We start from the raw sequence: 24,763 nt of genomic DNA, 5'->3' as shown, positions 1-24,763 counted from the left end.
CCTCAGGCCAGCGACCGCACAGGGGCGGCCTCCAGAGCGACCGAAGGCACGGCTGCGCTGTCGGGCATCGGCTCGGACGGGACGGTGCGCACGGCCTCCTGCGGCAGCTCGGCCGACACCCGGCCCTCGAGCACATCGTCCAGGCGCTGGCGGTCGAGCGCCCCCACCCAGCGGGCGATGGCCAGTGTGCCCACCGCGTTGCCGATGGTGTTGGTCAGCGCACGGGCCTCGGACATGAAGCGGTCGACACCCAGCAGCAGCACCATGCCGGCCACCGGGATCTTGCCCAGCGAGGCCAGCGTCGCCGCCAGCGTGATGAAGCCCGAGCCGGTCACGCCCGCCGACCCCTTGGAGGTGAGCAGCAGCACGCCCAGCACCGTGATCTGGTCGGTGAGCGTGAGCGAGGTGTCGGTGGCCTGCGCGACGAAGATCGCCGCCATCGTGTAATAGATGCACTGGCCGTCCGGGTTGAAGGTCAGGCCCGAGGGGACCACCAGGCCGACCACCGGCCGGGACACGCCCGCGTGCTCGAGCTTGCGCATCAGCTGCGGCACGGCCGACTCCGACGAGCTGGTGCCCAGCACGGTGAACAGCTCGTCGCGGATGTATTTCAGGAACTTCCACAGGCTGAAGTCGCACAGCCGCGCGATCAGGCCCAGCACCAGCACCACGAACAGCGCGCAGGTCAGGTACATCGTGGCCATCAGCTTGCCCAGGGACGCGATCGAGCCCAGCCCGTACTTGCCCACGGTGAAGGCCATCGCGCCGAAGGCCGCCAGCGGCGCCAGGCGCATCACCATGTTCACCACCGCGAAGATGCCGTGGGTGAAGGCCTCCAGGAACTCCACCACCGGCCGGCCGCGCGGACCGACCTGCGACAGCGCCACGCCAAAGAAGGTGGCAAAGACCAGGATCTGCAGGATGTCGTTCTTGGCCAGCGCATCGACCACGCTGATCGGCACCAGATTCAGCAGGAAATCGGTGAGGGTGGCGGGCTTGGCTGCGCTGGCGGTGTAGCTGGCGATCGCCTTGGTGTCGAGCTGTGAGGCATCGACATGCATGCCCGCCCCCGGCTCGACCAGGTTGACCACGATCAGACCCAGCACCAGCGCGAAGGTCGACAGCACTTCGAAATAGAGCAGGGCCCGCACGCCGACACGGCCGAGCTCCTTCATGTTCTCCATGCGGGCGATGCCCAGCACCACGGTGGCGAAGATCACCGGGGCGAACACCATCTTGATGAGGCGGATGAAGGCGTCGCCCAGCGGCTTGAGGTCGCTGCCGAGCGTGGGGTGAAGCACGCCCAGGGCCACGCCGGCGAACACGCCGATCAGCACCTGGACATAGAGCTTGCCGAACCAGCGGCGCATGGGAAGTCTCCTGCAAAGGCGCGGACGCGCCCGAGCCCCCCGGCCTCGCGCAGGCGAGAGCCGGGGAACGGCCAGGCGGGCCGCGAAACATGGTTTTCTGTTGTGCATCGCGCCGGCCTCAAGGCCGGCGGAGGGAACGTCAGGCCGCGCAGTGCAGCGCGGGCCTGGGCCTCACTGCGCCAGGCGGGCGCAGACGGCCGCCGTGACCTGGGCGGTCGTGGCCTGGCCGCCCAGGTCGCCGGTGTGCAGCGACGGGTCGGCGGTGACCGCCTCGATGGCCTGCATCAGGCGGCCCGCGGCCTCCTGCTCGCCGAGGTGCTCCAGCAGCATCACGCAGCTCCAGAAGGTGCCGATCGGATTGGCCAGCCCCTTGCCCATGATGTCGAAGGCCGAGCCGTGGATCGGCTCGAACATGCTGGGGTAGCGGCGCTCGGGATCGATGTTGCCGGTGGGCGCGATGCCCAGGCTGCCCGCCAGCGCGGCGGCCAGGTCGGAGAGGATGTCGGCATGCAGGTTGGTGGCCACGATCGTGTCCAGCGAGGCCGGCCGGTTGACCATGCGCGCGGTGGCCGCGTCCACGATCTCCTTGTCCCAGCACACGTCCGGGAACTCGGCCGACACCTGCTGCGCGATCTCGTCCCACATCACCATCGCGTGGCGCTGGGCGTTGCTCTTGGTGATGACGGTCAGCCGCTGGCGCGGGCGGCTCTGCGCCAGCTTGAAGGCGAAGCGCATCACACGCTCGACGCCGGCGCGGGTCATCATCGAGACATCGGTGGCCGCCTCGATCGGATGGCCCTGGTGCACACGGCCGCCGACGCCGGAATATTCGCCCTCCGAGTTCTCGCGCACGATGACCCAGTTCAGGTCTTCAGGGCGACAGCGCTTGAGCGGCGCATCGATGCCCGGCAGGATGCGCGTCGGGCGCACGTTGGCGTACTGGTCGAAGCCCTGGCAGATCTTCAGGCGCAGGCCCCACAACGTGATGTGGTCGGGGATGTCCGGGTCGCCGGCCGAGCCGAACAGGATGGCGTCCTTGCCGCGCAGCGCCTCCAGTCCGTCGGCGGGCATCATCACGCCGTGCGCACGGTGGTAATCCCCGCCCCAGCCAAAGTCCTCGAACTCGAACGCGAAGCCGCCGCCCTGACGCGCCAGCGTCTGCAGCACCTCGCGGCCCGCCGGCACGACCTCCTTGCCGATGCCGTCACCGGCAATGGTCGCGATCTTGTAGGTCCTCATGGACATGTCTCCAGAAACGATGAAGGAACGGGCCGGACTTTAGAGGCCGGTTCAGGCCACCCATTGCCAGCAAAGTGAAGCTATCATTCACCCCAGGTTAAAGATCAAGACTCGCCTTTGCCCTTCACGATGAGCACCGCCCTGCAACCCGCCGACCTGGGCTTCTTCTCGACGCTGGCCACCTGCGGCAGCCTCAGCGCCGCCGCGCGCGAGCTGGGCATCACCACGCCGGCCGTGAGCAAGCATCTGGCGCAGATGGAGGCGCGGCTGGGCGTGCTGCTGGTCAACCGCACCACCCGGCGCATGAGCCTCACGCCTGAGGGCGAGCTCTGCCTGGCGCATGCACGGCGGATCCTGGGCGATATCCACGATCTGGAGCAGCTGCTGGGGGTGTCGCGCTCGACGCCGCGCGGGCTGCTGCGGGTCAACGCGACGCTGGGCTTCGGGCGCAGCCATGTGGCGCCGCTGATCTCGCGCTTCGCCGAGCGCCATCCGGAGGTGGAGGTGCAGCTGCAGCTCTCGGTCAATCCGCCGCCGCTGACCGACGACGCCTTCGACGTCTGCATCCGCTTCGGCGAGCCGCCCGACGCGCGGGTGATCGCGCGCCGGCTGGCGCCCAACCGGCGGCTGCTGTGCGCCTCGCCGGCCTATCTGGCGCGCCACGGCACGCCGCGCACGCCCCACGAGCTGGCGCAGCACAACTGCATCGGCATCCGCCAGGGCGAGGAAGCCTACGGGCTGTGGCGGCTCACCAGCGGGCGCGGCCGCAGCGCCGTGACCGAATCGGTCAAGACGCGCGGCAGCCTCACGACCAACGACGGCGAGATCGCGGTGAACTGGGCGCTCGACGGCCACGGCATCGTCATGCGCGCCGAGTGGGATGTGGAGCGCTACCTGCAGTCGGGTCGGCTGGTGCAGGTGCTGCCCGAGCACGTCACGCCGGACGCCGACATCCACGCGGTGTATCCGCCTCGCCACCAGCTCGCGGCGCGGGTGCGCGCCTTCGTCGACTTCATCGCGCAGGACTTCGCGCAGCGCTTCCCCTCGCGGGGCGACCTCACTTGATGAAGCGCACTTTCTGATTGATGCGCTCGAGGATGGGCTTCTTCTTCTGGTTGAAGACGGCCTTGTTCTCCTCGATCAGGTTGCGGCCCTGGGTGTCGATCGAGATGATCAGCGGACCGAACTCGCGCACCCGGTTGACCCACAGCGTCTCGGGCATGCCCAGGTCGGTCCACTCGGCCGCCTCGATCTTCTCGACCTGGGTGGCGGCCAGCACCGCGCAGCCGCCGGGGAAGATCGCGTGCACCGCCTTGTTCTCGACGCAGCCGGCCTGGGTCTCCGGGCCCATGCCGCCCTTGCCGACGATCAGCTTGACGCCGGTCTGGCGGATGAACTCGCGCTCGAACTTCTCCATGCGCATCGAGGTGGTCGGGCCGATCGAGACCATCTCATACTCGCCGTCGGCCTTCTGGCGCACGATCGGGCCGGCGTGGAAGATCGCGCCGCCCTCCAGGTTGACCGGCAGCTCGCGGCCGAGCTCGATCAGGCGGCGGTGGGCCACGTCGCGGCAGGTCACCAGCGTGCCGGTCAGGTAGACCACGTCGCCGACCTGGAGCGACTCCAGGTCCTCGTCCTTGATGGGGGTGGTGAGGGTCTTGATCACAGCTTGAATCCTTCGTGGGACAGCACGTCGTGGGAGAGGTCGGCGTTGATGCGGATCTTGCCGCGGCGGTGCGCCCAGCAGCCGGTGGACACCGCCACGCCGATGGTGGAGGGGTGGCGCGCGGAGGACTCGATGTTCACGCCCATCACGCTGTTGTTGCCGGTCAGGCCCTGCGGGCCCAGGCCAAGCTCGTTGAGGCCCTCGGCGAGCAGCTCCTCCATCAGCGCAGCGTTGTCGTTGGGGTGGCGCGAATCGACCGGGCGCAGGATGGCCTTCTTCGACAGGCGCGCGGCCGTCTCGGCCGAGGTGGACACGCCCACGCCCACCAGCAGCGGCGGGCAGGCATTGACCCCGCGCGAGGTGATGACGTCGAAGACGAACTCGGCCACGCCCTCGTAGCCCTGCCCCGGCATCAGCACGGTGGCCGCGCCCGGCAGCGTGCAGCCGCCACCGGCCATGTAGACGTCGATGATGACGCTGTCGCTGTCCGGGACGATCTCCCAGTCCAGCCAGGGAATCTTGCTGCCGGTGTTGGTGCCGGTGTTCTTCTCGACGAAGGTCTCGACGGCGTTGTGGCGCAGCGGGCCGTCCCGAGTGGCGCCCAGCGTGGCGTTGCGCAGGATGTCCTCGAGCTCGCCCAGGAGCGGGAACTTCGCGCCGGCGGTCAGGAAATACTGGATCACGCCAGTGTCCTGGCAGCTCGGGCGGTCGAGCTCGTCGGCGGCCTGCTGGTTCTGGCGCATCGACTCGTAGACTTCCTTGGCCAGGAAGTTGACCTCCTGCTCGCGCAGCTGGCCCAGGCGCTGGGTCACGTCGGTCGGCAGGCGCTTGCCGATCCACGAGGTGAATTTGGACATGACCTCGGTGAGGTCGTGGATGGCGGCATCGCGGTCTGCCGGACTGGCAATCTTGTCGGGGGTCATGAGGGTCACGCTCCTGGGCGCTGTGGCGTCGGAGCGTGACTCTAGGTTGAACCTGATACGGATTGATCTGCCAGTATTCAATCCATTGTTAACTTGAATTCATCATTCAGGCCAAGGCTTCCTGTGGGACGGATTCAGCGGTGGGTGTCGGCCGGTGCGTGCTCGGGCGCATTCCAGTCGAGCGCGCCGGCGTCCTTGCCGGCCACCGAGTACAGCGCCCCCGGCGCGTTGCGCGTCTTCTGGAAGTCCTCCAGCGACTGCCCGCGCATTGCGGCGTAGATGTGCAGGTTCGACACCCCCACCACCGCGCCGAGCTTCTCCAGCATGAAGAAGATGACGCCGTAGTGGATCAGGCCGCGCCAGTCGCGCTGGTGCACCAGGCGGATTTCCTCTGCGGTCAGGCCGGCAGCCTGCATCACCGCCAGCTCGTCGGCGCGGAAGGCGGCGCGCTGGTCAGGCTCGATCAGGCCATGCAGGAAGCCGTTCAGGCGGAAGGCCTTGACGCTGCGCTCGAAGTTGAACGGGTAGGTGCCGGCCAGGCGCTCGGCGCCGGCGAGCTGCACCTGCATGGCGGCGCGGTGGCGCTCGACCTCGCCGGCGATCACCGGGCCGGCCTGGTTCTCGTAGATCGCCGCGGCGATGCCAGTCATCGACGGCAGGTAGTAGGCCTGATGCAGCTTCTTCACCTGGCTGGAGAGCGCGCCGCGCATCGTCAGCCACATCATCACCTCGGCGCCCTCGGCACCGCCGAGCTCGGCCAGCTCGGCATGCGTCAGCTGCGCCAGGCGCTCGGGGTCCTGCTCGAACAGCTCGAGGAACTGCAGGTCCCAGGGCGTGTTGTTGAAGCCGGCGCGCTCGCCATGCACCTGGTGCGACAGGCCGCCGGTGGCCACCACCACCACGCGCAGGTCCTCGGGGTAGCTCTCGACCGCGCGGCGCAGCGCCTGGCCGAGCTTATAGAAGCGCCGCGCCGTCGGCACCGGGAACTGCAGCACGCCCATCTGCAGCGGCACGATGCTCACCGGCCAGCCGCCCGCCTGCTGGTGGTCCCACAGCACCGACATCGGCGAGAAGGCGCCGTGGTCCAGCCCCTTGCCCTGGAAGAAGGACAGGTCGAACTCCTCCATCATCAGCGACTGGCCGATGTGCGCAGCCAGGCCCGGATGGCCGGCCACCGGCGGCAGGTCGCGCGCGCCGCCGCCCTCGTCGGCCGCGGACCAGGATTCACCGATGCCCAGCGCGAAGGCCGAGTAGTGGTCGAAGAAGAAGGAGGTGACGTGGTCGTTGTAGGTCACGATCGCCACGTCGGGCTTCTGCTCGGCCAGCCACTGCTTGACCGGCTCGAAGGCCGAGAAGATGGGGGCCCAGACCGGGTCGGCATGCTTTTTCTGGTCGAAGGCGAAGCCGATGGTGGGGGTGTGCGAGACGGCGATGCCGCCGATGATGCGTGCCATGCGATGAGGCTCCAGGACAGGGGAAATCAGCGCTTCAGCGCTTGGCGGCGTGCTGGGCGATCAGCGCGCGGGCGTCCTCGAGCATCTTCGCGCCCGGCTTGCCCTTGCCGTTCATGTCGGACACCCAGCTGTCGGCCAGCTTGGTGCCGACCGCCTTCCAGGCGGCCAGCTCTGCCGCCGGGATGACCTGGGTGGTGTTCTTTGCGGTGAGCTTCTTGCCGTCGGCATCGGCCTGCAGGAAGGCGCGGCCGATCTGCCCCGACAGCGCCTGGCCGGCGTTGGCGTCGATCACCTTCTTCAGGTCGGCCGGCAGCGACTCGTACTTGGCCTTGTTCATCGCGAACACGAAGGTCGAGGTGTAGAAGGCCGGCTCGGCCGGGTCGGTCTCGATGTGGTACTTGACCAGTTCCTGGATCTTGACCGAGGGCACCACCTCATAGGGCACGACCGCGCCGTCGATCACGCCCTTGGACAGCGCGTCGCCCACCTGCGGCACCGGCATGCCCACCGGCGTGGCCCCCAGCATCGCCAGGTACTTGTTGGTCATGCGGGTGGGCGCGCGCAACTTCAGGCCCTTGAGATCGGCCAGGGTCTTGATCGGCTTGTTCGTCATGTGGAAGACGCCGTCGCCGTGCACATGGAAGGCCAGGGGCTTGACGTCCTTGAACTCGTCCTGGCTGTACTTCTGGGTGTAGTCCCACAAGGCCTTGGAGGTGGCCTCGGGGTTCTGCATCATGAAGGGCAGCTCGAAGGCCTCCAGGCTGGGGAAGCGCCCGGCGGTGTAGCCCGGCAGCGTCCAGACCACGTCGGCCACGCCGTCGCGGGCCTGGTCGTAGAGCTGCGCCGGCGTGCCGCCGAGCTGCATCGAGGGGTAGAGCTGGCACTTCATGCGGTTGGCCGACTCGCGGGCGATCTTCTCGCACCAGGGCTGGATGAACAGCGTCGCGGCGTAGCTGGTGGCCGGCAGGAAGAAGTGCACCTTCAGCGTCACCTCCTGGGCCTGGGCGGCCATCGGGGCAATCAGGGCCGACAGCAGTGTGGCGGCAGCGGCCAGCGGGCGCAGCAGATTCTGGGTCGTCATCGAAGTTTCCTTGGGCAAAGGCCGGGGAAGCCGCCTCAGGTCGGGCGGAAAATCGGGTGGAAAGCGAGCAGGAACGGGAGGGGGCGTCGTCAGCCGGTGAGCCGGTGCACCAGCCACAGCGCGATCGAGGGAAAGCCGATCAGCAGCGCCAGGCGCACCGCGTCGGTCAGCAGGAAGGGCACGACGCCCTTGTAGGTCTCGACCATGGGCACGTCCTTGGCCAGGCCGTTCATGATGTAGACGTTCAGGCCCACCGGCGGGAAGATCATCCCGATCTCGCAGACGGTGAGGATCAGGATGCCGAACCACAGCGCCTTGTCGGAGGCGTCCAGGCCGAAGAAGTCCATGCCCATGATGACCGGGAACAGCGTCGGCACGGTCAGCAGGATCATGCTCATCTCGTCCATCACGCAGCCGAGCAGGATGTAGAAGACCATGATGCCGGCCATCACCACCATCGGCGAGATCTGCAGGTGCGAGACGATGTCCGCCAGTTGCGCGGGCAGCTGCGACAGCGCCAGGGCGGCGTTGATCATGTCCGCGCCGATGAAGATCAGGAAGATCATGCCGCTGGTCTGCGCGGTGGTGCGGATGCACGCCAGCAGCTTGTCGAGTGTCATCTCGCGCTTGATCAGCGTGATCGCGAAAGTCAGCAGGTTGCCGATGGCAGCGCCTTCGGTGGCGGTGAAGAGGCCGCCGTAGATGCCGCCGAAGACGACCACGAAGATGGTCATGATCGGCCACACCCGCGCCGCGGCGGTGGCAATCTCGCGACCGGAGGCGGCCTGCGCGGCCGGGGCCTGGCCCGGCTGCAGCCGCACCACCAGCGCGATGGCCAGGATGTAGCCGGCCGCGGCCAGCAGCGCCGGCACATAGGCGGCCAGGAACATCTTGGTGATGTTCTGCTCGGTCAGGATGGCGTAGACCATCAGCGTGACCGAGGGCGGCAGCAGCACGCCCATCGTGCCGCCGGTGGCCAGCGCGGCGGTGGCCAGCCGACCCGAGAAGCCGATGCGGCGCATCTCCGGGTAGGCCACCTGGGCGATGGTCGCGGTGGTGGCCACCGTCGAGCCCGAGATCGAGCCGAAGGCGGCGCAGGCCAGCACGCCCGCCATCGCCATGCCGCCGCGAAAGCGCCCCAGCAGCGCGTTGGCGAAGTCGAACAGCGCCTTCGACAGCCCGCCCTGCACCGCGAACGCGCCCATCAGCATGAACAGCGGAATCACCGAGAGGTCATAGACCGAGACCCGGCCGTAGACGGCGCCCTTCAGGTGAGCCAGCAGCGGATCCCAGCCCGACAGCACGATGTAGCCCAGCGCGCCGGGCACGAACATCGAGATCGCGATCGGCACGCGCACCGCCATCAGCACCAGCATGGCGCCGAACATCGTCAGTCCGATGGACATCGTGCTCATGGCGTCACCTCCGCCGTCTGCGCCGTCTCGCCGGCCGGTGCGCGCAGCAGCCCCAGCGTCTGCTGCAGGCCGATCAGCACGCACAGCGCCAGGCCAGGCAGCATCAGCGCATACGGCCACCACAGCGGCAGGCTCATCAGCATCGAGCTTTCCTGCGACGCATGCATCGCCAGCGCCCCAGCGCCCACGCGCCACAGCACCAGCGCCATCACCAGCGTGTAGAGCAGCGTGCCGAAGGCGTCCATGCGGCGCTGCGCACCGGCCGAGGCGTTCGTGGTGAAGAAGTCCACGATCAGGTTGCCACGCCGGAACTGGGTGTAGGGCAGGAAGCAGGCCACCACCACCGCGCTGCCGAGCTGCACCAGCTCGACGTCACCCAGGATCGGGTGCGCGAAGAAGGCCCGGCCCACCACGCTCACCGTGGTCATGCCGGCCATTGCCACCAGCACCAGGCCACCGATGGCGGCGTTGAAATCGCACAGGCGCCGCAACAGGCGGCCGCCGTCCTCGGGCCGGCGGGTGCCGGTGTCCGATCCAGTCGTCATGTCGTCTCCTCGACGCCGGCCCGCTTCGGGGCGCGCGGTCGTTGGAAGGTTGGGAGGGGGCAGCGACCCGGTCTTGCGCCGGGTCAATCTCGAACGGCCGAACTCTAGGCAGAGCGCTCGGAGCGCAAAAGATGTCGTGTCTGCCGTTGCGATCACGTCTGGTTATCACGTTTTCAGGGTTTACCCCAGGGAGATATCATTCCGGTGATGAAGATCCCTGCATTGCGCGCCCTGATTTCCGCCATCGACGAAGGCAGCCTGCGTGCGGCGGCCCGACGCATCGGCGTGTCGCAGCCGGCGCTGACGAAGATGATCCGCGAGCTCGAGCAGGAGCTGGCCGCGCCGCTGCTGGTGCGCTCGACCACCGGCGTGACGCCCACCGCCCAGGGCAAGGTGCTCTACGAGCGCGCCGGCCTGGCGCTGCGCGAGCTGGCTGGCGCGGCCCAGGAGATCGGGCAGCTCGGCGGGCGCATGAGCGGACAGCTGCGCATCGGCGCGGTGCCGCTGGCGGTGATGCTGCTGGTGCCCGAGACGCTGCGCACCTTCAGCCGCGAGTTCGACGGCGTGCACCTGCAGATCAACGAGGAGCTCTACATCGAGCAGCTGATGAACCTGCGCCGGGGCGATGTCGACATCGCGCTCGGACCGATTCCCGACCGGCTGCCGCCGGGCGAGTTCCATGTCGAGGTGCTGATGCCGATGTCGATGGTGGTGGTGGCGCGGCGCGGCAGCGTGCACGCCACGGCCCGCTCGCTGGAGGCATTGCGCGGGGCCCGCTGGGTCTATACCGGGCTGTCAGGCGTGACCGGCTACGGCCGGCGGCTGTTCGAGCAGAACGGGCTGGAGCCGCCCGCATGCGGTGCCACCGTCAACTCCACGCTCGGGCTGCTGTCGCTGATCGGCGGCGCCGACTTCGTCGGGCTGATGCCACGGCCGCTGGCCCTGCATCCGGCCGCCGCGCCGTTCATCGAGATACCGCCGCTGCAGGAGGCGCCGCTCGGGCTGGTGCTGGGCGCGATCACCCGGGTCGAGACGGCGCTGAGGCCGGTGGTGCGCCATTTCCTGACGCATCTGCACCGGGCGGCCCATCATCTCCAGAACGATCCGTCCTGGAGGAGGATCTGAAGATCCTTCAGTGGCCGGGCCGGTTCAAGCCACCGCCGCCATCAGCCGCTCGAAGGCCTGCTCGAACTGCGCCAGCCCTTCGGCCTGCAGCTGCTCGGCCAGCACGTCCAGGTCGATGCCGCAGCGCGCGGCCGCGGCCAGCGTGGCACGGGCCTCGGGCAGTGCGGTGTCGAGCGTGCGCGCGGCCTGTCCGTGGTCGGCGAAGGCGGCCATCGTCGCGTCGGGCACGGTGTCGACCGTGTCGGGGCCGATCAGCGCCTCGACATAGCGGGTGTCGCGCCAGGCCGGGTTCTTCACGCCGGTGCTGGCCCACAGGCAGGACGGCGCGCGGGCGCCGGCCGCACGCAGCCCGGCGAACTCGCTGCCGCCGAAGCGGTCCAGCCACAGCGCGTAGGCGTGGCGGGCGTTGGCGATGCCGACCTCGCCGCGCAGTGCCTCGGAGCCGGCCGGCAGCAGGCGGTCGACCAATGTGTCCACTTGGCTGACGAACAGGCTGGCCACCGAGCGCACGCGGTCCACCGGCAGGCCGCGCTCCTGGCGGCGGCGCAGGCCCTGCTCGCAGGCCTCGAAGACCTGCAGCAGCTGGCGCGGCGAGAAGATCAGCGTGACGTTGATGTTGATGCCGTCGGCCACCGCGTCGGCGATCGCGCTCAGGCACTCGGGCGTGGCCGGGATCTTGATCATCGCGTTGGGGCGGCCGATTTCGGCCCACAGGCGGCGCGCGGCCGCCAGCGTGCCGGCGCCGTCGCGCGACAGGCGCGGCGAGACCTCGAAGCTGACGAAGCCGGCGTCGCCCGCGCTGCGCTGGTGGAGCGGTTGCAGCACCTCGCAGGCGGCCTGCACGTCGGCGATGGCCAGGCGCTCGAAGCGGCGCTCGAGATCGGGCTCCTCGGCGCGCAGCTGCGCCAGCGCCGGTGCGTAGGCCGCATCCGACGCGAAGGCCTGGGCGAAGATCGCCGGGTTGCTGGTCACGCCGGCGATGCCGTGGTCGTCGATCCAGCGCTGCAGCGCGCCGCTGGCCACCAGCGTGCGCGAGAGCTGATCCAGCCAGATCTGCTGGCCGTGGCGCGCCACCGCCTTGAGCGGACTGTCCAGCCCCAGCACGCGCAGGCCGGCAGCCGTGACCGCCTCGGCGGTGATGCCGAAATGCTGGAACAGCGCCGGCGCCGGCGCCGATTCGCCGAAGGTGTCCAGGCCCACGACCGCGCCGTCCAGGTCGACGATCTCGCGCCAGCCCGAGGTGGCGCCAGCCTCGACCGCCACGCGCGGCACGCCCGCGGGCAGCACCGACTCGCGCCAGGCCGCGTCCTGCGCCTTGAAGGCGAACAGCGAGGGCAGCGAGACGACGCGGGCGCGCACGCCGCGGGCGGCGAGCTGCTCGCGGGCCTGCACGGCGAGCGACACCTCGCTGCCGGTGCCCACCAGCACGAGCTGCGGGCGCAGGCCCTGGGATTCGCCCTCGGCCGGCCGCAGCACGTAGCCGCCGCGGGCGATGGCCGCGAGCTGCGCGGCGTCGCGCGGCTGGTGCGCCAGGTTCTGGCGGCTCAGGATCAGGCAGGTCGGGTGATCGGTAGCCTGCAGCGCCGCGGCCCAGGCCGCGCGCGTCTCGACCGCGTCGCACGGGCGCCAGACATCCATGTTCGGGATCAGGCGCAGCGTGGCGGTCTGCTCGACCGGCTGGTGGGTCGGGCCGTCCTCGCCCAGGCCGATCGAGTCGTGCGTGAAGACCTGGATGACCGGCTGCTTCATCAGCGCGGCCATGCGCAGCGCGTTGCGGGCGTACTCGCTGAACATCAGGAAGGTGCCGCCGAAGGCCCGGAAGCCTCCGTGCAGCGACACGCCGTTCATGATCGCGGCCATGCCGAACTCGCGCACGCCGTAGTGCAGGTAGTTGCCGCCCTCGCCCGCGCGCAGCCGCTCAGGGGTGACGGAGACGCAGCCGGGCCAGTTCGTCAGGTTCGATCCGGTCAGGTCGGCCGAGCCGCCCAGCAGCTCGGGCAGTGCCGGCGCGAAGGCGGCGATCGACTCCTGGCTGGCCTTGCGGCTGGCCAGGGTGGCGCCGCGCGCGGCGGCCTCGGTCACCGCGCGCTCGGCCAGCGCAGCGAAGCCTTCGGGCAGATCGCCGGCCAGGCGGCGCGCCAGCTCGGCGGCCAGCGCGGGGTGGGCGTCGGCGTAGGCGTCGAAGCGGCGCTGCCATTGCTGGCGGGCGGCCTGGCCCGTCTCGCGCGCGTCCCAGGCGGTGCGCACGTCCTCGGGGATCTCGAAGGGGCCGTGCGACCAGCCGAGAGCGGCCTTGGTCGCGGCGATCTCGGCCGCGCCCAGCGGCGCGCCGTGGCTGTCGTGCGTGCCGGCCTTGTTGGGCGAGCCAAAGCCGATGGTGGTGCGGCAGCAGATCAGTGTCGGGCGCGCGGTCTCGGCCTTGGCCTGCGCGATGGCGGCATCCAGCGCGGCGCTGTCATGGCCGTCCACGCCGCGGATGACTTGCCAGCCGTAGGCCTCGAAGCGACCGGGAATGTCCTCGCTGAACCAGCCCTCGACATGGCCGTCGATCGAGATGCCGTTGTCGTCCCAGAAGGCGGTCAGCTTGCCCAGGCCCCAGGTGCCGGCCAGCGCGCAGGCCTCGTGGCTGACGCCCTCCATCAGGCAGCCGTCGCCCAGGAAGGCCCAGGTGCGGTGATCGACGACCGCGTGGCCGGGGCGGTTGAACTCGGCCGCCAGCAGCTTTTCCGCCAGCGCCATGCCGACCGCGTTGGCGATGCCCTGGCCCAGCGGGCCGGTGGTGGTCTCGACGCCGGGCGCATAGCCAAGCTCCGGGTGGCCGGGCGTGCGGCTGTGCAGCTGGCGGAAGGCCTTCAGGTCGTCGATCGACAGGTCGTAGCCGCTCAGGTGCAGCAGACCGTAGAGCAGCATCGAGCCGTGGCCGTTGGAGAGCACGAAGCGATCACGGTCGGCCCAGTCGGGCGCGACCGGGTCGTGCCTGAGGTGATGGCGCCAGAGCGCCTCGGCGATGTCGGCCATGCCCATCGGCATGCCGGGGTGGCCGGAGCTGGCCTGCTGAACGGCGTCCATCGCCAGCGCGCGCAGCGCGTCGGCCAGGGTTCGGCGGGAGGGAGAGGTCATCGTCGGGAATCCGGCAGAAGGTGTGAACTTGAACAGGTCTGAGCGAATGTAATTCGTAATGATCAAAAGATCAAATCATGAACACCAAATCACCCTGGATGACCTGCGACTCAGGCTTTTACATCCGCCATATCCACACAAAATTCCGTAAATATGCATAAAAATTGCCATAAAGTTCATTCCATGAATTGATCAAAAATTTTATTGATGATCAAAAGATCATGTCGTGAGCAAGACGCAGGGTGACGCGGCCGCACAATGACGGCCATGAGCACCCGCGCCCCCAGTTCGTCCCCGGCCCCCGGCCCTTCTTCCTCCTCCTCGACCTCGATGAGCACCGAGGAGCTGACCCGCATCGCCACGCTCTACTACGTCGACGGCCAGACGCAGGAGGAGCTCTCGCGCCGCTTCGGCATCAGCCGCGCCACCGTCGGGCGCATGCTCAGGAAGGCGCAGGACCTGGGCATCGTCGAGATCCGGGTGCAGCACCATCCCTCGCTGACGGTGGACCTGGAGCGCGAGCTGGTGCGCCGCTTCGGCATCAGCCGGGCGCTGCTGTCGGTCGATCACGTCGACGCCGACAAGCAGCGCGCGCTGCTGGCCGCGCTGGTGGCCACCTGGCTGGACCGCAACCTGAGCGACGGCGCCATCGTGGCCGTCGGCATGGGCCGCAACGTCAGCGCCGTCAGCGAGCACGCGATGCCGGCCAGCCGGCGCGCGGCGACCTTCGTCTGCGCCATCGGCGGCAGCTACCGCGGCGGCGAGACCATGAACCCCGACCACATCTGCCGCCGGCTGGCCGCGCGCTTCGGCGGCGAGAGCGAGACGCTCTACGCGCCGGCGATGGTCGACGACATCACGCTGCGGGCCACGCTGCTGGAGAACGACACCGTGCGCCAGACGCTGGACAAGGCGCGCCGCGCCGATGTGGCGCTGGTGGGCATCGGCGACATGAGCGAGGACAGCAACATGGTGCGCATGGGCTGGTTCAGCGCGCAGGAGATCACCGAGGCCAAGCGCCAGGGCATCGTCGGCGATGTCATGGGCTACGACTTCATCGACATCCACGGCCGCTCGGCGATGGGCCCGATCCAGGGCCGGGTCGTCGGCCTGAGCACGCAGGACCTGACGCGCATTCCCAACGTCATCGCCATCGCCGGCGAGTCGAGCAAGACCACCGCGATCCTGGGCGCGCTGCGCACCGGCACCATCGACACGCTGGCCACCACCGCCACCAACGCAATGGCGGTGCTGCATCTGGACGATGCGACGCGGCGCTGAGGCGCGGCCTCAGCGCAGCAGATAGCCCAGCACCATCTCGCGCACATGCGAGAGGCGCTCGTGCAGCGCCTTCGGGCTGTCGACCGGGCGGCCGAAGATCACGCCCAGCGTGTGGCGGTTCGAGAAATAAAAGTAGCACAGCCCGGCGATCGAGATGTAGAGCTGCTGCGGATCGACCCCGCCGCGGAACACGCCCTCCTCGCGGCCGCGTTCGAGCACCGTGCCCAGCGTGCCGATCAGCGGCGAGTGCAGCGTGCGGATGCGCTCGGACTGCGCGATGTGGGCTGCGCGGTGCAGGTTCTCGCTGTTGATCAGCGTGATGAACTCCGGGTGATCGAGGTGATAGGCCCAGGTGAAGTCCACCAGGCGGGTGATCGCCTCCACCGGCGGCAGCTCGGCCAGGTGCAGCTCGGCCTCGGCGTTGCGGATGCCGGCATAGACCTCCTCCAGCACGGCGCTGAACAGGCCGTCCTTGGTGCGGAAGTAGTAGTAGATCAGCCGCTTGTCCACGCCCGCGCGGGCGGCCACGTCGTCGATGCGCGTGCCCCCCAGCCCGTGCTCGGCGAAGGCCGCCAGCGCGGCGGACAGGATGGCCTGGCGCGAGCGCTCGGCGTCGCGGGTGCGGTTCTCGGGGGACGGGGCGGGGCGGGGCATCTCGGTTTCTCTTTGTGGTGAATTATGGCCCCTGCACAAACGGGCTTGATCGGTGCGGCAGTTCACCATTCCGGGAAAACACGCATTCAATGAAGAATTTAAGGCGTATCAATCATCTTGTTATTCACCAATTGGTGAATTAACATCTGCTCCCGTGATCTGAGCCACGAGGAGACCGACATACTGAAGAAGACGCTGAACACCGTGCTGGCCGCCACCGTGCTGGCCGCTGCCAGCCTGGCCGCGCAGGCCGCCGACTTCAAGGACCGCAACCTGAAGCTCTCGCTGGTGGTGGACCGCGGCACCGCGCAGTACGACGGCGTCGAGCGCTTCGCCGAGCTGCTGCGCACCCGCAGCGCCGGGCGCATGAAGCTGAAGATCTTCGGCGGCGGCACGCTGGGCGGCGACCTGCCGGTGCTGTCGTCGCTGCAGGGCGGCACGATCGACTTCACGCTGCTCAACGCCAGCCTGCTGCAAGGCAACGTCAAGGAGATGGCGATCTTCGACATGCCCTTCCTGTTCGAGAGCGAGCGCGAGGCCGATGCGGTGGTCGATGGCCTGATCGGGCGCAAGCTGCTCGACCTGCTGCCGGCCAAGGGCCTGGTCGGCCTGGCCTACTGGGAGCTGGGCTTTCGCAACATGCACAACAGCCGGCGCCCGATCACGAAGCTCGAGGATCTGGCTGGCCTGAAGATGCGCGTGATCCAGACGCCGATCTACCTGGACCTGCTCAACACGCTGAGCGCCAACGCGGTGCCGCTGCCCTTCCCCGAGCTCTACAGCGCGCTGGAGCAGCGCGCGGTCGATGGCGCGACCAATCCGCCCATCACCATGCAGGTGCAGAAGTTCCACGAGGTGCAGAAGTACTACTCGGTGACGCGCCACATGTACAACCCGCAGGCGCTGCTGATCAGCCGCAAGGTCTGGGACACCTTCAGCGAGGACGAGAAGAAGCTGGTGCTCGAGGCCGCCGCCGAGGCGCGCGACTACCAGCGCAAGGTCTCGCGCCAGAAGAACGCCGAGGCGCTGGAGACGCTGCGCAAGGAGCTGCAGGTCAACGAGGTCGCGCCGGCCGAGATCGCCCGGATGCGCGAGAAGGCCCGGCCTGTCTTCGACAAGTACGCCCGCCAGATCGGCGAGCCGCTGGTGCAGGAGATGGTCGCCGAGGTCCAGAAGGTGCGCGCCAAGCGCTGAAATCACATGAACATCGCCGACACCCTCAGCGGGGCCACCCGCGTCATTGCCATCCTCGGGGACCCGATCGCCCAGGTGAAGTCGCCCTCGGGCGTCACGCAGCGGCTGATCGACCGCGGCGTCAACGCGGTGGTCATCCCGATCCATGTCGCCCCGGCCGATCTGGCCGGCTTCATCGCGGGCCTGAGCCTGGCACGCAATGTCGACGGCCTGATCCTGACCGTGCCGCACAAGCTGGAGACCTACCGGCTGTGCGCCACCGCCACCGAGCGGGCGCATTTCCTCGAAGGCGTCAACGTGATGCGCCGCAACGCCGACGGCCGCTGGCACGGCGACCACGCCGACGGCCTGGGCTTCGTCGAGGCGCAGCGCGCCGAGGGCTGCGTGATCGAGGGCCGGCGCGTGCTGCTGGTGGGCGCCGGCGGCGCCGGCACCGCGATCGCGCAGGCGGTGCTCGACGCCGGCGCGGCCGAGCTGGCCATCCATGACGGCGACGGCGCGAAACGCGACGGCCTGATCCGGCGCCTGCGCGAGCGCCACGGCGAGCGGGTGCGCGCCGGCTCGACCGACCCGAGCGGCTTCGACGTGGTCTTCAACGCCACGCCGGCGGGCATGCGCCCGGACGACGCGCTGCCGGTCGATGTCTCGCGCCTGACGGGCGAGATGTTCGTGGGCGATGTCATCACCGCGCCGGCGGTCACGCCGCTGCTGGAGGTGGCGCGCTCGCTGGGCTGCCGCACGCAGGTGGGCGCTGGCATGTTCGCCGCGGTGTGCGAGCGCATGGTCGACTTCCTGCTGGAAGACGGCGCGCTGGCGGCGCAGCCGCGCCAGCCCCGTTGAGGCGCCGCCGTGGTGGCCCGCGACCCACGTGACGCCGAGACGGTCGATCTGCTGGTGATCGGCTCCGGCGCGGCCGGGCTGGCCACCGCGGTGACCGCCGCCGCGCTCGGCATGAAGGTGCTGGTGGCCGAGAAGGCCGCGCAGTTCGGCGGCACCAGCGCCTGGTCGGGCGGCTGGCTGTGGATCCCGCACAACCCGCTCGCGCGCGAGGCCGGCCTGGCCGAGCCGCCCGAGGAGCCGCTCACCTACCTGCGCCACGAGCTGGGCGCGCAGATGGACGAGGCGCGCATCCAGGCCTTCCTGGAGAACGGCCACCGCATGATCTCCTTCCTGCGCGAGCACACCGCGGTGGACTTCATCGACGGCAACGCCATCCCCGACTTCCACGGCCGCAGCCCCGGCGCGCGCACCGGCGGGCGCTCGGTCTGCGCCGCGCCCTTCGACGGCCGCCGGCTCGGGGCCCATCTGCACCGGATGCGCCCGCCGCTGGACCTGATCTCCTTCCTGGGCATGGGCATCGCCAGCGGCGCGGACCTGAAGCATTTCATGAACGTCACCCGCTCCGCGGCGAGCCTGACGCACGCCGCGCGCCGGGTGAGCCGCCACCTGGCCCAGCGCCTGGTGCACGGCCGAGGCCGGCATCTGGTCAACGGCAATGCGCTGGTGGCGCGGCTGGCGGCCTCGGCGCTGGAGCGCGGCGTGGAGATCCGCACCTCGGCGCCGGTGCGCCGGCTGCTGCAGGACGCGCAGGGCCGCGTCACCGGCGCGGTGCTGGGCACGAGCGCCGGCGCCGAGCGGACGGTCGAGGCGCTGGCCGGCGTGGTGCTGGCCTGCGGCGGCTTCCCGCACGACCCCGCGCGGCTGGCGGCGCTGATCGCGCGCCAGGACGGCAACCACCACTGGTCGGCCGCGCCGCCCGAGAACACCGGCGATGGCCTGCGTCTGGGCGAGGCGGCGGGCGGCCAGGTCGCCTGCGGCGCCTCGCCGGTGGCCTGGGCGCCGGTGTCGCGGGTGGTGCGCGCCGATGGCTCGGTGGGGCATTTCCCGCACCTGATCGAGCGCGGCAAGCCCGGCCTGATCGCGGTCACCCGCCACGGCCGGCGCTTCGCCAACGAGGCCGATTCCTACCACGACCTGATGAGCGCGCTGCAGGCCGCCACGCCCCCGGACGAGCCGATGCGCGCCTGGCTGGTCTGCGACCACCGCTTCATCCGCCGCTACGGCCTGGGTCATGTGCGCCCGGCGCCGCTGCCGCTGGGGCCGGCGCTGCGCTCGGGCTACCTGCGCCGGGGCCGCACGCCGGCGGCGCTGGCGGCGGCCTGCGGCATCGAGCCGACCGCCTTCGAGCGCACGCTGGCCGAATACAACGCGGCCGCCCGCGACGGCCTCGACCCCGCCTTCGACCGCGGCGGCACGCCCTACAACCGCATGCAGGGCGATGCGAGCCATCCCGGCCCCAACCCCTGCGTCGCGCCGATCGAGCAGGCGCCCTTCTACGCCGTCGAGATCCTGCCCGGCAGCCTGGGCACCTTCGCCGGTCTGCGCACCGACGCCCGCGCGCGGGTGCTGAGCGCCGACCGCACGCCGATTGCCGGCCTGTGGGCGGTCGGCAACGACCAGGCCAGCGTGATGGGCGGCTGCTACCCCAGCGGCGGCATCACGCTCGGGCCCGGCATGACCTTCGGCTTCCTCGCCGCCCATGACGCCGCCGGCCTGCCCGTGGGCACCCCGCCCCGCCCGATCTCCGCCTCCCTTTCCCTTTCCGAACGATCCAAGGACCTGACCCGATGAGCCACGCCGTCTATGAACTCGCCACGCTGACCCTGCGCCTGGGCACCACGCCCACGGCCGCCACCGCGGTCGAGGCCTGGAGCCGCGATCCGGAGGCCGCCGGCACGCTGCTGGGCTGCTGGTTCTCCGACATCGGCGCGCTCAACGAGCTGGTGGTGCTGCGCGGCTTCGCCAGCGAAGCCGAGATGTCGCGCGAGCGCCGCCGTACGCTGATGGCCGCCAACCCCTTCGGCTGCGCCGACTTCCTCACCCGCATGGACCTGGCCGGCTACGCGCCCTTCCCGTGGATGGCGCCGGTCGAGCCGGGCAGCTTCGGCCCGATCTACGAGATCCGCAGCTACGAGCTCAAGACCGGCGGCCTGCAGCCCACGCTGGCGGCCTGGGAGAAGGCGCTGCCCGAGCGCACCCGCATCTCGCCGTGCACGATCGCGATGTACGCGCTGGAGGGCACGCCGCGCATCACCCACATCTGGCCTGCGGCCTCGCTGAACGAGCGCTCGAAGGCGCGCGCCGATGCGGTCAGCCAGGGCGTGTGGCCGCCGGTGGGCGGCCCGGCCTGGCTGATGCCGCAGATGAAGTCCGGCATCTACCTGCCGACCGCGGTGTCGCCGCTGAAGTGAGCCCGAAGGAGCCGTCATGACGCAACGACTGCTGTCGCTGGCGCAGCTGGTGGCGCTGCCCGTCGAGCCGCCGCGCTTCCTGCAGATCGCCGCCGAAGTCGGCTGCCAGGGCGTGGGCCTGCGCCTGCTGCCCTCGGCGCCGGGGGGCGTGCACCACGCGCTGGCCGAGCGGCCCGAGCTGCTGCGCGAGACGCTCGCGGCGGTGCGCGACACCGGCGTGCGGGTGCTCGACCTGGAGGTGGTGCGCCTCGGGGCGGACTTCTCGCTCGAGGCCTGGCGGCGCTTCCTCGAGATCGGAGAGCAGCTCGGCGGGCGCCATGTGCTGGTCGCCGGCGACGACCCCGACGAGGCCCGCCTGACCGACGCGTTCGCGCGGCTGTGCGAGGCCGCCGCCGCGCACGGGCTGACCGCCGACCTGGAGTGCATGCCCTGGACGGCGGTGGCCGACGTGCGCACCGCCGCGCGGGTGGTGGCCGCGGCCGATCAGCCCAACGGCGGCGTGCTGGTGGACGCGCTGCACTTCGCCCGCTCGGCCAGCACGCTGGCCGATGTGGCGGCGCTGCCGCACGCGCGCCTGAACTATGTGCAGGTCTGCGACGGCCGCGTGCCGGGGCCGGACACGGTCGAGGCGATGATCTTCGATGCCCGCTGCGAGCGGCTGCTGCCCGGCGAGGGCGGCATCGACCTGGCCGGCCTGCTCGGCGCGCTGCCCGACGATCTGCCGATCAGCATCGAGATCCCGAGCGAGTCGCGCGCGCGCGAACTGGGCCACGTCGCCTGGGCGTGCCAGGCGGTCGAGGCCACGCGCCGGCTGCTGGCCGGGCTGCCGCCACGGGCGTGAGCCGCGCCGCCGCCGCACGCCCGGCCGCACGGCTACAGCAGCACGCGAAGCGTCGCGGCCGTCTCCAGCAGCGGCGGCAGCAGCGTCTCGACGATGCGGGCCTCGCTCCAGGCGGCGGTCTGCAGCGTCATGCCCAGCGCGGCGCGGCATTCGCCACGGCGATCCTTGAGCGGCACGGCCACGCCGCTCAGGCCACCGTCGAGCTGGCCCACCGAGATGCCGCAGCCGCGCCGGCGCGCCAGCTGCACCTGCTCGGCGAAGCCCGCCCGGTCGACCGGCGTGCTGGCGGTGAAGGCGGCGAACTCGTGCCGGTCCAGCCAGGCGGTCTGCGCCTCCTCGCTCAATTCGGCCAGCAGCACCGGGCCGGGGGCGACCACATGCGCGGGCACCCGCGCGCCGGCCAGAAAGCCGATCGACACCACCCGCGGGCTGTTGCTGCGTGCCACGTAGACGATCTCGTGGCCGTCGAGCACGCTGACGTTGGCGGTCTCGCCGCACTGCATCGACAGGCGCTGGATGAAGGGCTGGACCAGGCGCGGCAGCCGCGCGCTCTCCAGGTAGCTCTGGCCCAGCCGCAGCACCCGCGGCGACAGCCAGAAGCGCTTGCCGTCGGTGTCGGCGTAGCCGTAGTGGCACAGGCTCAGCAGGTGGCGCCGCGCCGAGGTGCGCGGCAGCCCGGTGCGCTCGGCCACCTCGGCGCAGGTCATGCGCGCATGCTCGTCGTCGAAGGACTCGATCACCGCCAGCCCGCGGCCCAGGCCGACGATCAGGTCGGCCGGATCGATGGCCTGGCGGCGGGGTTCGGACGGCGGCAGCGGTTCAGGGTTTTCCATAAAAATGACCGATCAACGGACAAAGTGATCCGATTATCGGTCATGACGCGGGTGCATCATCTGGTCCGGCGCGGTTCATCACCCTAGAGTGCGCCTCCACGCCCCGCCCTTGTTTCACGACCCGCCTCCGTTTCCTTCATGCACATTTCCGGCCAGACCCGCGTCTTCATGGTGATCGGCGACCCGGTTGCCCAGGTCCGCGCGCCGGTCCTGTTCAACCGCATCTTCCAACAGCACGACATCGATGCGGTGCTGGTGCCCGCCCATGTGCCGGCGGGCCGCGCCGCCAGCTTCGCCCGCGAGGTGCTCGGCTCGGGCAGCATCGCCGGGCTGTGGGCGACGGTGCCACACAAGCCGGCGCTGCTGCCGGCGCTGTCGGGCATCGACGTGCACGGCCGGCGCGCCGGCTCGGTCAATGCGGTGCGGCGTGCGGCTGACGGCACGCTCGAAGGCGCGCTGTTCGACGGCCTGGGCCTGGTGGGCGCGCTGGCCCACCACGGCATCGCGCTGGCGGGCCGGCGCGTGCTGCTGCTGGGCGCGGGCGGCGCCGGCGCGGCCATCGCCGCCGCGCTGCTGGACACGCCCATCGCCCAGCTCTCGATCCACGACCTGGGCGACCGTGCCCGGCGCCTGGTCGAGCGCCTGCAGTCCGAGGGCTCGGGCCCGCGCCTGCACGCCGCCAGCGCCGATCCGGCCGGCCACGACCTGATCATCCAGGCCACGCCGCTGGGCATGAACCCCGCAGATCCGCTGCCGCTCGATGTCGAGCGCATCGAGCCCGGCACGCAGGTCTTCGACATCCTGATGAAGTCGGCCACGACGCCGCTGATGCGCGCCTGCGCCGCGCGCGGCATCGAGGCCCATGCTGGCTTCGAGATGCTGGTGCAGCAGGTGCCGGCCTATCTCGAATTCTTCGGCCTGCCCGAAGTGGCCCGCGCGATGCGTGCGGACCTCTCTGGCGTGCGCCAGGTGATCACCGCCTGATCGCACACGTCACACCCTCGTTCCATTTCCCGCTGTTCCATTCACCCAGGAGACAACCATGAACATCCTTCGCCGTCTTTCGCTGTCGCTGCTGGCCTCGGCTGCGCTGCTGGCCTGCAACCTTGGTCATGCCAACGACATCGAGACCCGCACCATCAAGTTCCCGTCGGCCAGCAACAAGGGCCATCCGCAGGTGATGGGCGTCGAGAAGTTCGCCGAGATCGTCGCGGCCAAGACCGGCGGCAAGATCACCGTCAGGCCCTTCCCCGGCGGCGCGCTCGGCCCGGACCTGCAGACCGTCTCGGCCATGCAGGGCGGCACCGTCGAGATGACGGTGATGAACGCCAGCCTGCTGGCGGGCAACGTCAAGGAGATGGCGATCTTCGACTTCCCCTTCCTGTTCGCCAACACGAAGGAGGCCGACGCGCTGGCCGACGGCCCGATCGGCCGCCGCCTGCTCGACAAGCTGCAGGAGCGCGGTCTGGTCGGCCTGGCCTACTGGGACCTGGGCTTTCGCCACATCCACACCGTCAAGAAGCCGATCACCAAGGCCGACGACTTCAACGGCATGAAGATGCGCGTGATCCCCACGCCGATCTACACCGAGTTCATGAAGGCCATGGGCGCCTCGCCGGTGCCGATGCCCTTCACCGAGACCTACTCGGCGCTGGAGCAGGGCGCCATCGACGGCATGACCAACCCGCTGCTCAACATCCTCGACGGCAAGTACAACGAGGTGTCCAAGCACCTGACGCTGACCAACCACATGTACACGCCGCAGGCGGTCATCGTCAGCAAGAAGTTCTGGGACAAGCTCTCGCCGGTGGAGCAGAAGATCCTGCGCGAGGCGGCCCAGGAGACGGCGCTCTACCAGCGCAAGGTCGCGCGCGACGAGGCCGCCAAGGTGCTGGCCGAGCTGAAGAAGCGCGGCATGAACGTGCACGAGCTGCCCGCCGCCGAGATCGCCAAGCTGCGCGAGCGCTCCAAGCCGGTGCTGGACAAGTTCACCCGCGAGCTGGGCGAGCCGCTGGTCAAGGAGGTGTACGCGTCTGTCGAGAAGGTGCGCGCCGGCCAATGAGCGGCTCCGGCATGAACTGAAGACGACCCACGAGGAGACAGGTGATGGCCAAGGTTCTGGACGATTTCTGCCGGCTGCTGGAAGCCGTGATGGGGCTGCTGCTGGCGGCGATGGTGGTGCTGGTGTTCGGCAACGTGGTGCTGCGCTATGTCTTCAACTCCGGCATCACCATCAGCGAGGAGCTCTCGCGCTGGCTCTTCGTCTGGATGACCTTCCTGGGCGCCGTGGTCGCCCTCAAGGACAACGGCCACCTCGGCACCGACATGCTCGTGGGCCAGCTCGGGCGCTCCGGCAAGATCGTCTGCCTGGTCATCGCCCAGCTCGCCATGCTCTTCGTCACCTGGCTGCTGCTGTCGGGCGCCTGGGCCCAGGTCCAGATCAACCGCGAGGTCGAGGCCCCGGTCAGCGGCCTCTCCGTGGGCTGGTTCTACCTCTCCGGCGTCGTCTTCGCCGTCCTCTCCGGCCTCATTCTCGTCGGCCAGCTGCTGCGCACCCTCTCCGGGCGCCTCTCCGACGACGAGCTTGTCCTGGTCCAGGAGTCCGAGGACCTCGCCCAGCTCGAGGCCGCCCACAAGGACGCCGCTGCGGCCCGCCACTGATCTCGCCCTCCCCTGTCTCCGGGTACCGATTCCATGACCGTCTTCATCTTCCTCGGCTCCCTGCTCGGCGCCATGGCCCTGGGCATTCCCATCGCCTACTCCCTGCTGGT

22 protein-coding genes are annotated in these 24,763 nt (G+C 70.0%); 11 read left to right on the top strand and 11 right to left on the bottom strand.

Going from position 1 to position 24,763, the window contains the following annotated elements; genetic code table 11:
* Window positions 1–2: 2 nt before the first annotated feature.
* Both BW996_RS18930 and BW996_RS18925 read right to left on the bottom strand, forming a co-directional pair.
* Window positions 3–1,370, bottom strand: coding sequence for a dicarboxylate/amino acid:cation symporter (locus tag BW996_RS18930; protein ID WP_037484320.1), 1,368 nt, complete (start codon window positions 1,368–1,370; stop codon window positions 3–5).
* A 171-nt stretch (window positions 1,371–1,541) separates the two neighbouring features.
* Window positions 1,542–2,609, bottom strand: a complete 1,068-nt coding sequence (locus tag BW996_RS18925) for a tartrate dehydrogenase (protein WP_037484318.1) — start codon at window positions 2,607–2,609, stop codon at window positions 1,542–1,544.
* A gap of 129 nt (window positions 2,610–2,738) precedes the next feature.
* On the opposite strand from BW996_RS18925, the gene BW996_RS18920 reads away from it, so the two are divergent.
* On the top strand, window positions 2,739–3,674 hold the full coding sequence (locus tag BW996_RS18920; protein ID WP_037484316.1) for a LysR family transcriptional regulator: 936 nt from the start codon (window positions 2,739–2,741) through the stop codon (window positions 3,672–3,674).
* On the opposite strand, the gene ttdB is transcribed toward BW996_RS18920, so the two are convergent.
* The 6 genes from ttdB to BW996_RS18890 all read right to left on the bottom strand — a co-directional run bounded on the left by ttdB (window position 3,667) and on the right by BW996_RS18890 (window position 9,693).
* Window positions 3,667–4,275 carry a L(+)-tartrate dehydratase subunit beta gene (gene ttdB / locus BW996_RS18915; RefSeq protein ID WP_037484315.1) on the bottom strand — a complete coding sequence of 203 codons (609 nt, stop codon included), beginning with the start codon at window positions 4,273–4,275 and terminating at the stop codon, window positions 3,667–3,669. The genes BW996_RS18920 and ttdB overlap by 8 nt on opposite strands.
* Window positions 4,272–5,198 carry a L(+)-tartrate dehydratase subunit alpha gene (gene ttdA, locus BW996_RS18910; RefSeq protein ID WP_076459053.1) on the bottom strand — a complete coding sequence of 309 codons (927 nt, stop codon included), beginning with the start codon at window positions 5,196–5,198 and terminating at the stop codon, window positions 4,272–4,274. The genes ttdB and ttdA overlap by 4 nt, the downstream gene beginning before the upstream one ends.
* Before the next feature lie 134 nt (window positions 5,199–5,332).
* Complete coding sequence (locus BW996_RS18905; RefSeq protein ID WP_037484314.1) at window positions 5,333–6,652, bottom strand: gallate dioxygenase; 1,320 nt, start codon at window positions 6,650–6,652, stop codon at window positions 5,333–5,335.
* A 34-nt stretch (window positions 6,653–6,686) separates the two neighbouring features.
* Complete coding sequence (locus BW996_RS18900) at window positions 6,687–7,733, bottom strand: TRAP transporter substrate-binding protein (protein ID WP_037484313.1); 1,047 nt, start codon at window positions 7,731–7,733, stop codon at window positions 6,687–6,689.
* An 89-nt stretch (window positions 7,734–7,822) separates the two neighbouring features.
* The gene (locus BW996_RS18895; protein ID WP_037484312.1) at window positions 7,823–9,148 is read right to left on the bottom strand and encodes a TRAP transporter large permease; all 1,326 of its coding nucleotides are present in this window, start codon (window positions 9,146–9,148) and stop codon (window positions 7,823–7,825) included.
* Entirely contained in the window at window positions 9,145–9,693 is a 549-nt protein-coding gene (locus BW996_RS18890; protein ID WP_051632163.1) for a TRAP transporter small permease, read from the bottom strand. Before BW996_RS18890 ends, BW996_RS18895 begins: the two co-directional genes overlap by 4 nt.
* A 207-nt stretch (window positions 9,694–9,900) precedes the next feature.
* On the opposite strand from BW996_RS18890, the gene BW996_RS18885 reads away from it, so the two are divergent.
* On the top strand, window positions 9,901–10,818 hold the full coding sequence (locus tag BW996_RS18885) for a LysR family transcriptional regulator (RefSeq protein ID WP_037484311.1): 918 nt from the start codon (window positions 9,901–9,903) through the stop codon (window positions 10,816–10,818).
* A 24-nt stretch (window positions 10,819–10,842) separates the two neighbouring features.
* On the opposite strand, the gene tkt is transcribed toward BW996_RS18885, so the two are convergent.
* Window positions 10,843–13,938 (bottom strand): transketolase, encoded by a 3,096-nt coding sequence (gene tkt, locus BW996_RS22545; protein ID WP_217694727.1) that lies wholly within the window; start codon window positions 13,936–13,938, stop codon window positions 10,843–10,845.
* A 258-nt stretch (window positions 13,939–14,196) separates the two neighbouring features.
* Between tkt and BW996_RS18870 the strand changes: the two genes are divergently transcribed.
* Window positions 14,197–15,219: a sugar-binding transcriptional regulator gene (locus BW996_RS18870; RefSeq protein ID WP_445683264.1), complete on the top strand. Its 1,023-nt coding sequence runs from the start codon at window positions 14,197–14,199 to the stop codon at window positions 15,217–15,219.
* A gap of 9 nt (window positions 15,220–15,228) precedes the next feature.
* Here BW996_RS18870 and BW996_RS18865 read toward each other — a convergent pair whose 3' ends face one another.
* On the bottom strand, window positions 15,229–15,873 hold the full coding sequence (locus BW996_RS18865) for a TetR/AcrR family transcriptional regulator (RefSeq protein ID WP_037477046.1): 645 nt from the start codon (window positions 15,871–15,873) through the stop codon (window positions 15,229–15,231).
* A 204-nt stretch (window positions 15,874–16,077) separates the two neighbouring features.
* Here BW996_RS18865 and BW996_RS18860 point away from each other — a divergent pair, with 204 nt between their 5' ends.
* The 5 genes from BW996_RS18860 to BW996_RS18840 are packed head-to-tail and all read left to right on the top strand — an operon-like array spanning window position 16,078 to window position 21,159.
* Complete coding sequence (locus tag BW996_RS18860) at window positions 16,078–17,067, top strand: TRAP transporter substrate-binding protein (protein ID WP_241461790.1); 990 nt, start codon at window positions 16,078–16,080, stop codon at window positions 17,065–17,067.
* Window positions 17,068–17,073: 6 nt separating this feature from the next.
* Entirely contained in the window at window positions 17,074–17,907 is an 834-nt protein-coding gene (locus BW996_RS18855; RefSeq protein WP_037477041.1) for a shikimate dehydrogenase family protein, read from the top strand.
* A gap of 9 nt (window positions 17,908–17,916) precedes the next feature.
* Window positions 17,917–19,698: an FAD-dependent oxidoreductase gene (locus BW996_RS18850; RefSeq protein WP_241461789.1), complete on the top strand. Its 1,782-nt coding sequence runs from the start codon at window positions 17,917–17,919 to the stop codon at window positions 19,696–19,698.
* A complete protein-coding gene (locus tag BW996_RS18845; protein ID WP_037477039.1) occupies window positions 19,695–20,318 on the top strand; it encodes an NIPSNAP family protein in 624 nt (207 codons plus the stop codon). Before BW996_RS18850 ends, BW996_RS18845 begins: the two co-directional genes overlap by 4 nt.
* Before the next feature lie 16 nt (window positions 20,319–20,334).
* Entirely contained in the window at window positions 20,335–21,159 is an 825-nt protein-coding gene (locus BW996_RS18840) for a sugar phosphate isomerase/epimerase family protein (RefSeq protein ID WP_037477036.1), read from the top strand.
* 32 nt (window positions 21,160–21,191) lie between these two features.
* Here BW996_RS18840 and BW996_RS18835 read toward each other — a convergent pair whose 3' ends face one another.
* Window positions 21,192–21,992, bottom strand: a complete 801-nt coding sequence (locus tag BW996_RS18835) for an IclR family transcriptional regulator domain-containing protein (RefSeq protein WP_051631394.1) — start codon at window positions 21,990–21,992, stop codon at window positions 21,192–21,194.
* Between the two features lie 138 nt (window positions 21,993–22,130).
* Here BW996_RS18835 and BW996_RS18830 point away from each other — a divergent pair, with 138 nt between their 5' ends.
* Genes BW996_RS18830 through BW996_RS18820 form a run of 3 tightly spaced genes read left to right on the top strand, consistent with a single transcriptional unit; the run spans window position 22,131 to window position 24,653 of the window.
* A complete protein-coding gene (locus BW996_RS18830) occupies window positions 22,131–22,976 on the top strand; it encodes a shikimate dehydrogenase family protein (protein WP_037477034.1) in 846 nt (281 codons plus the stop codon).
* A gap of 58 nt (window positions 22,977–23,034) precedes the next feature.
* Window positions 23,035–24,054 (top strand): TRAP transporter substrate-binding protein, encoded by a 1,020-nt coding sequence (locus tag BW996_RS18825; RefSeq protein WP_037477032.1) that lies wholly within the window; start codon window positions 23,035–23,037, stop codon window positions 24,052–24,054.
* A gap of 44 nt (window positions 24,055–24,098) precedes the next feature.
* Window positions 24,099–24,653 (top strand): TRAP transporter small permease, encoded by a 555-nt coding sequence (locus tag BW996_RS18820; RefSeq protein ID WP_076459052.1) that lies wholly within the window; start codon window positions 24,099–24,101, stop codon window positions 24,651–24,653.
* Window positions 24,654–24,763: the final 110 nt, after the last annotated feature.

Source organism: Sphaerotilus natans (genome assembly GCF_900156335.1).
Classification (GTDB): Bacteria; Pseudomonadota; Gammaproteobacteria; order Burkholderiales; family Burkholderiaceae_C; genus Sphaerotilus; species Sphaerotilus natans.
The sequence above is the reverse complement of the archived record's forward strand: the minus strand, read 5'-3'. Positions and strand labels throughout refer to the sequence as shown.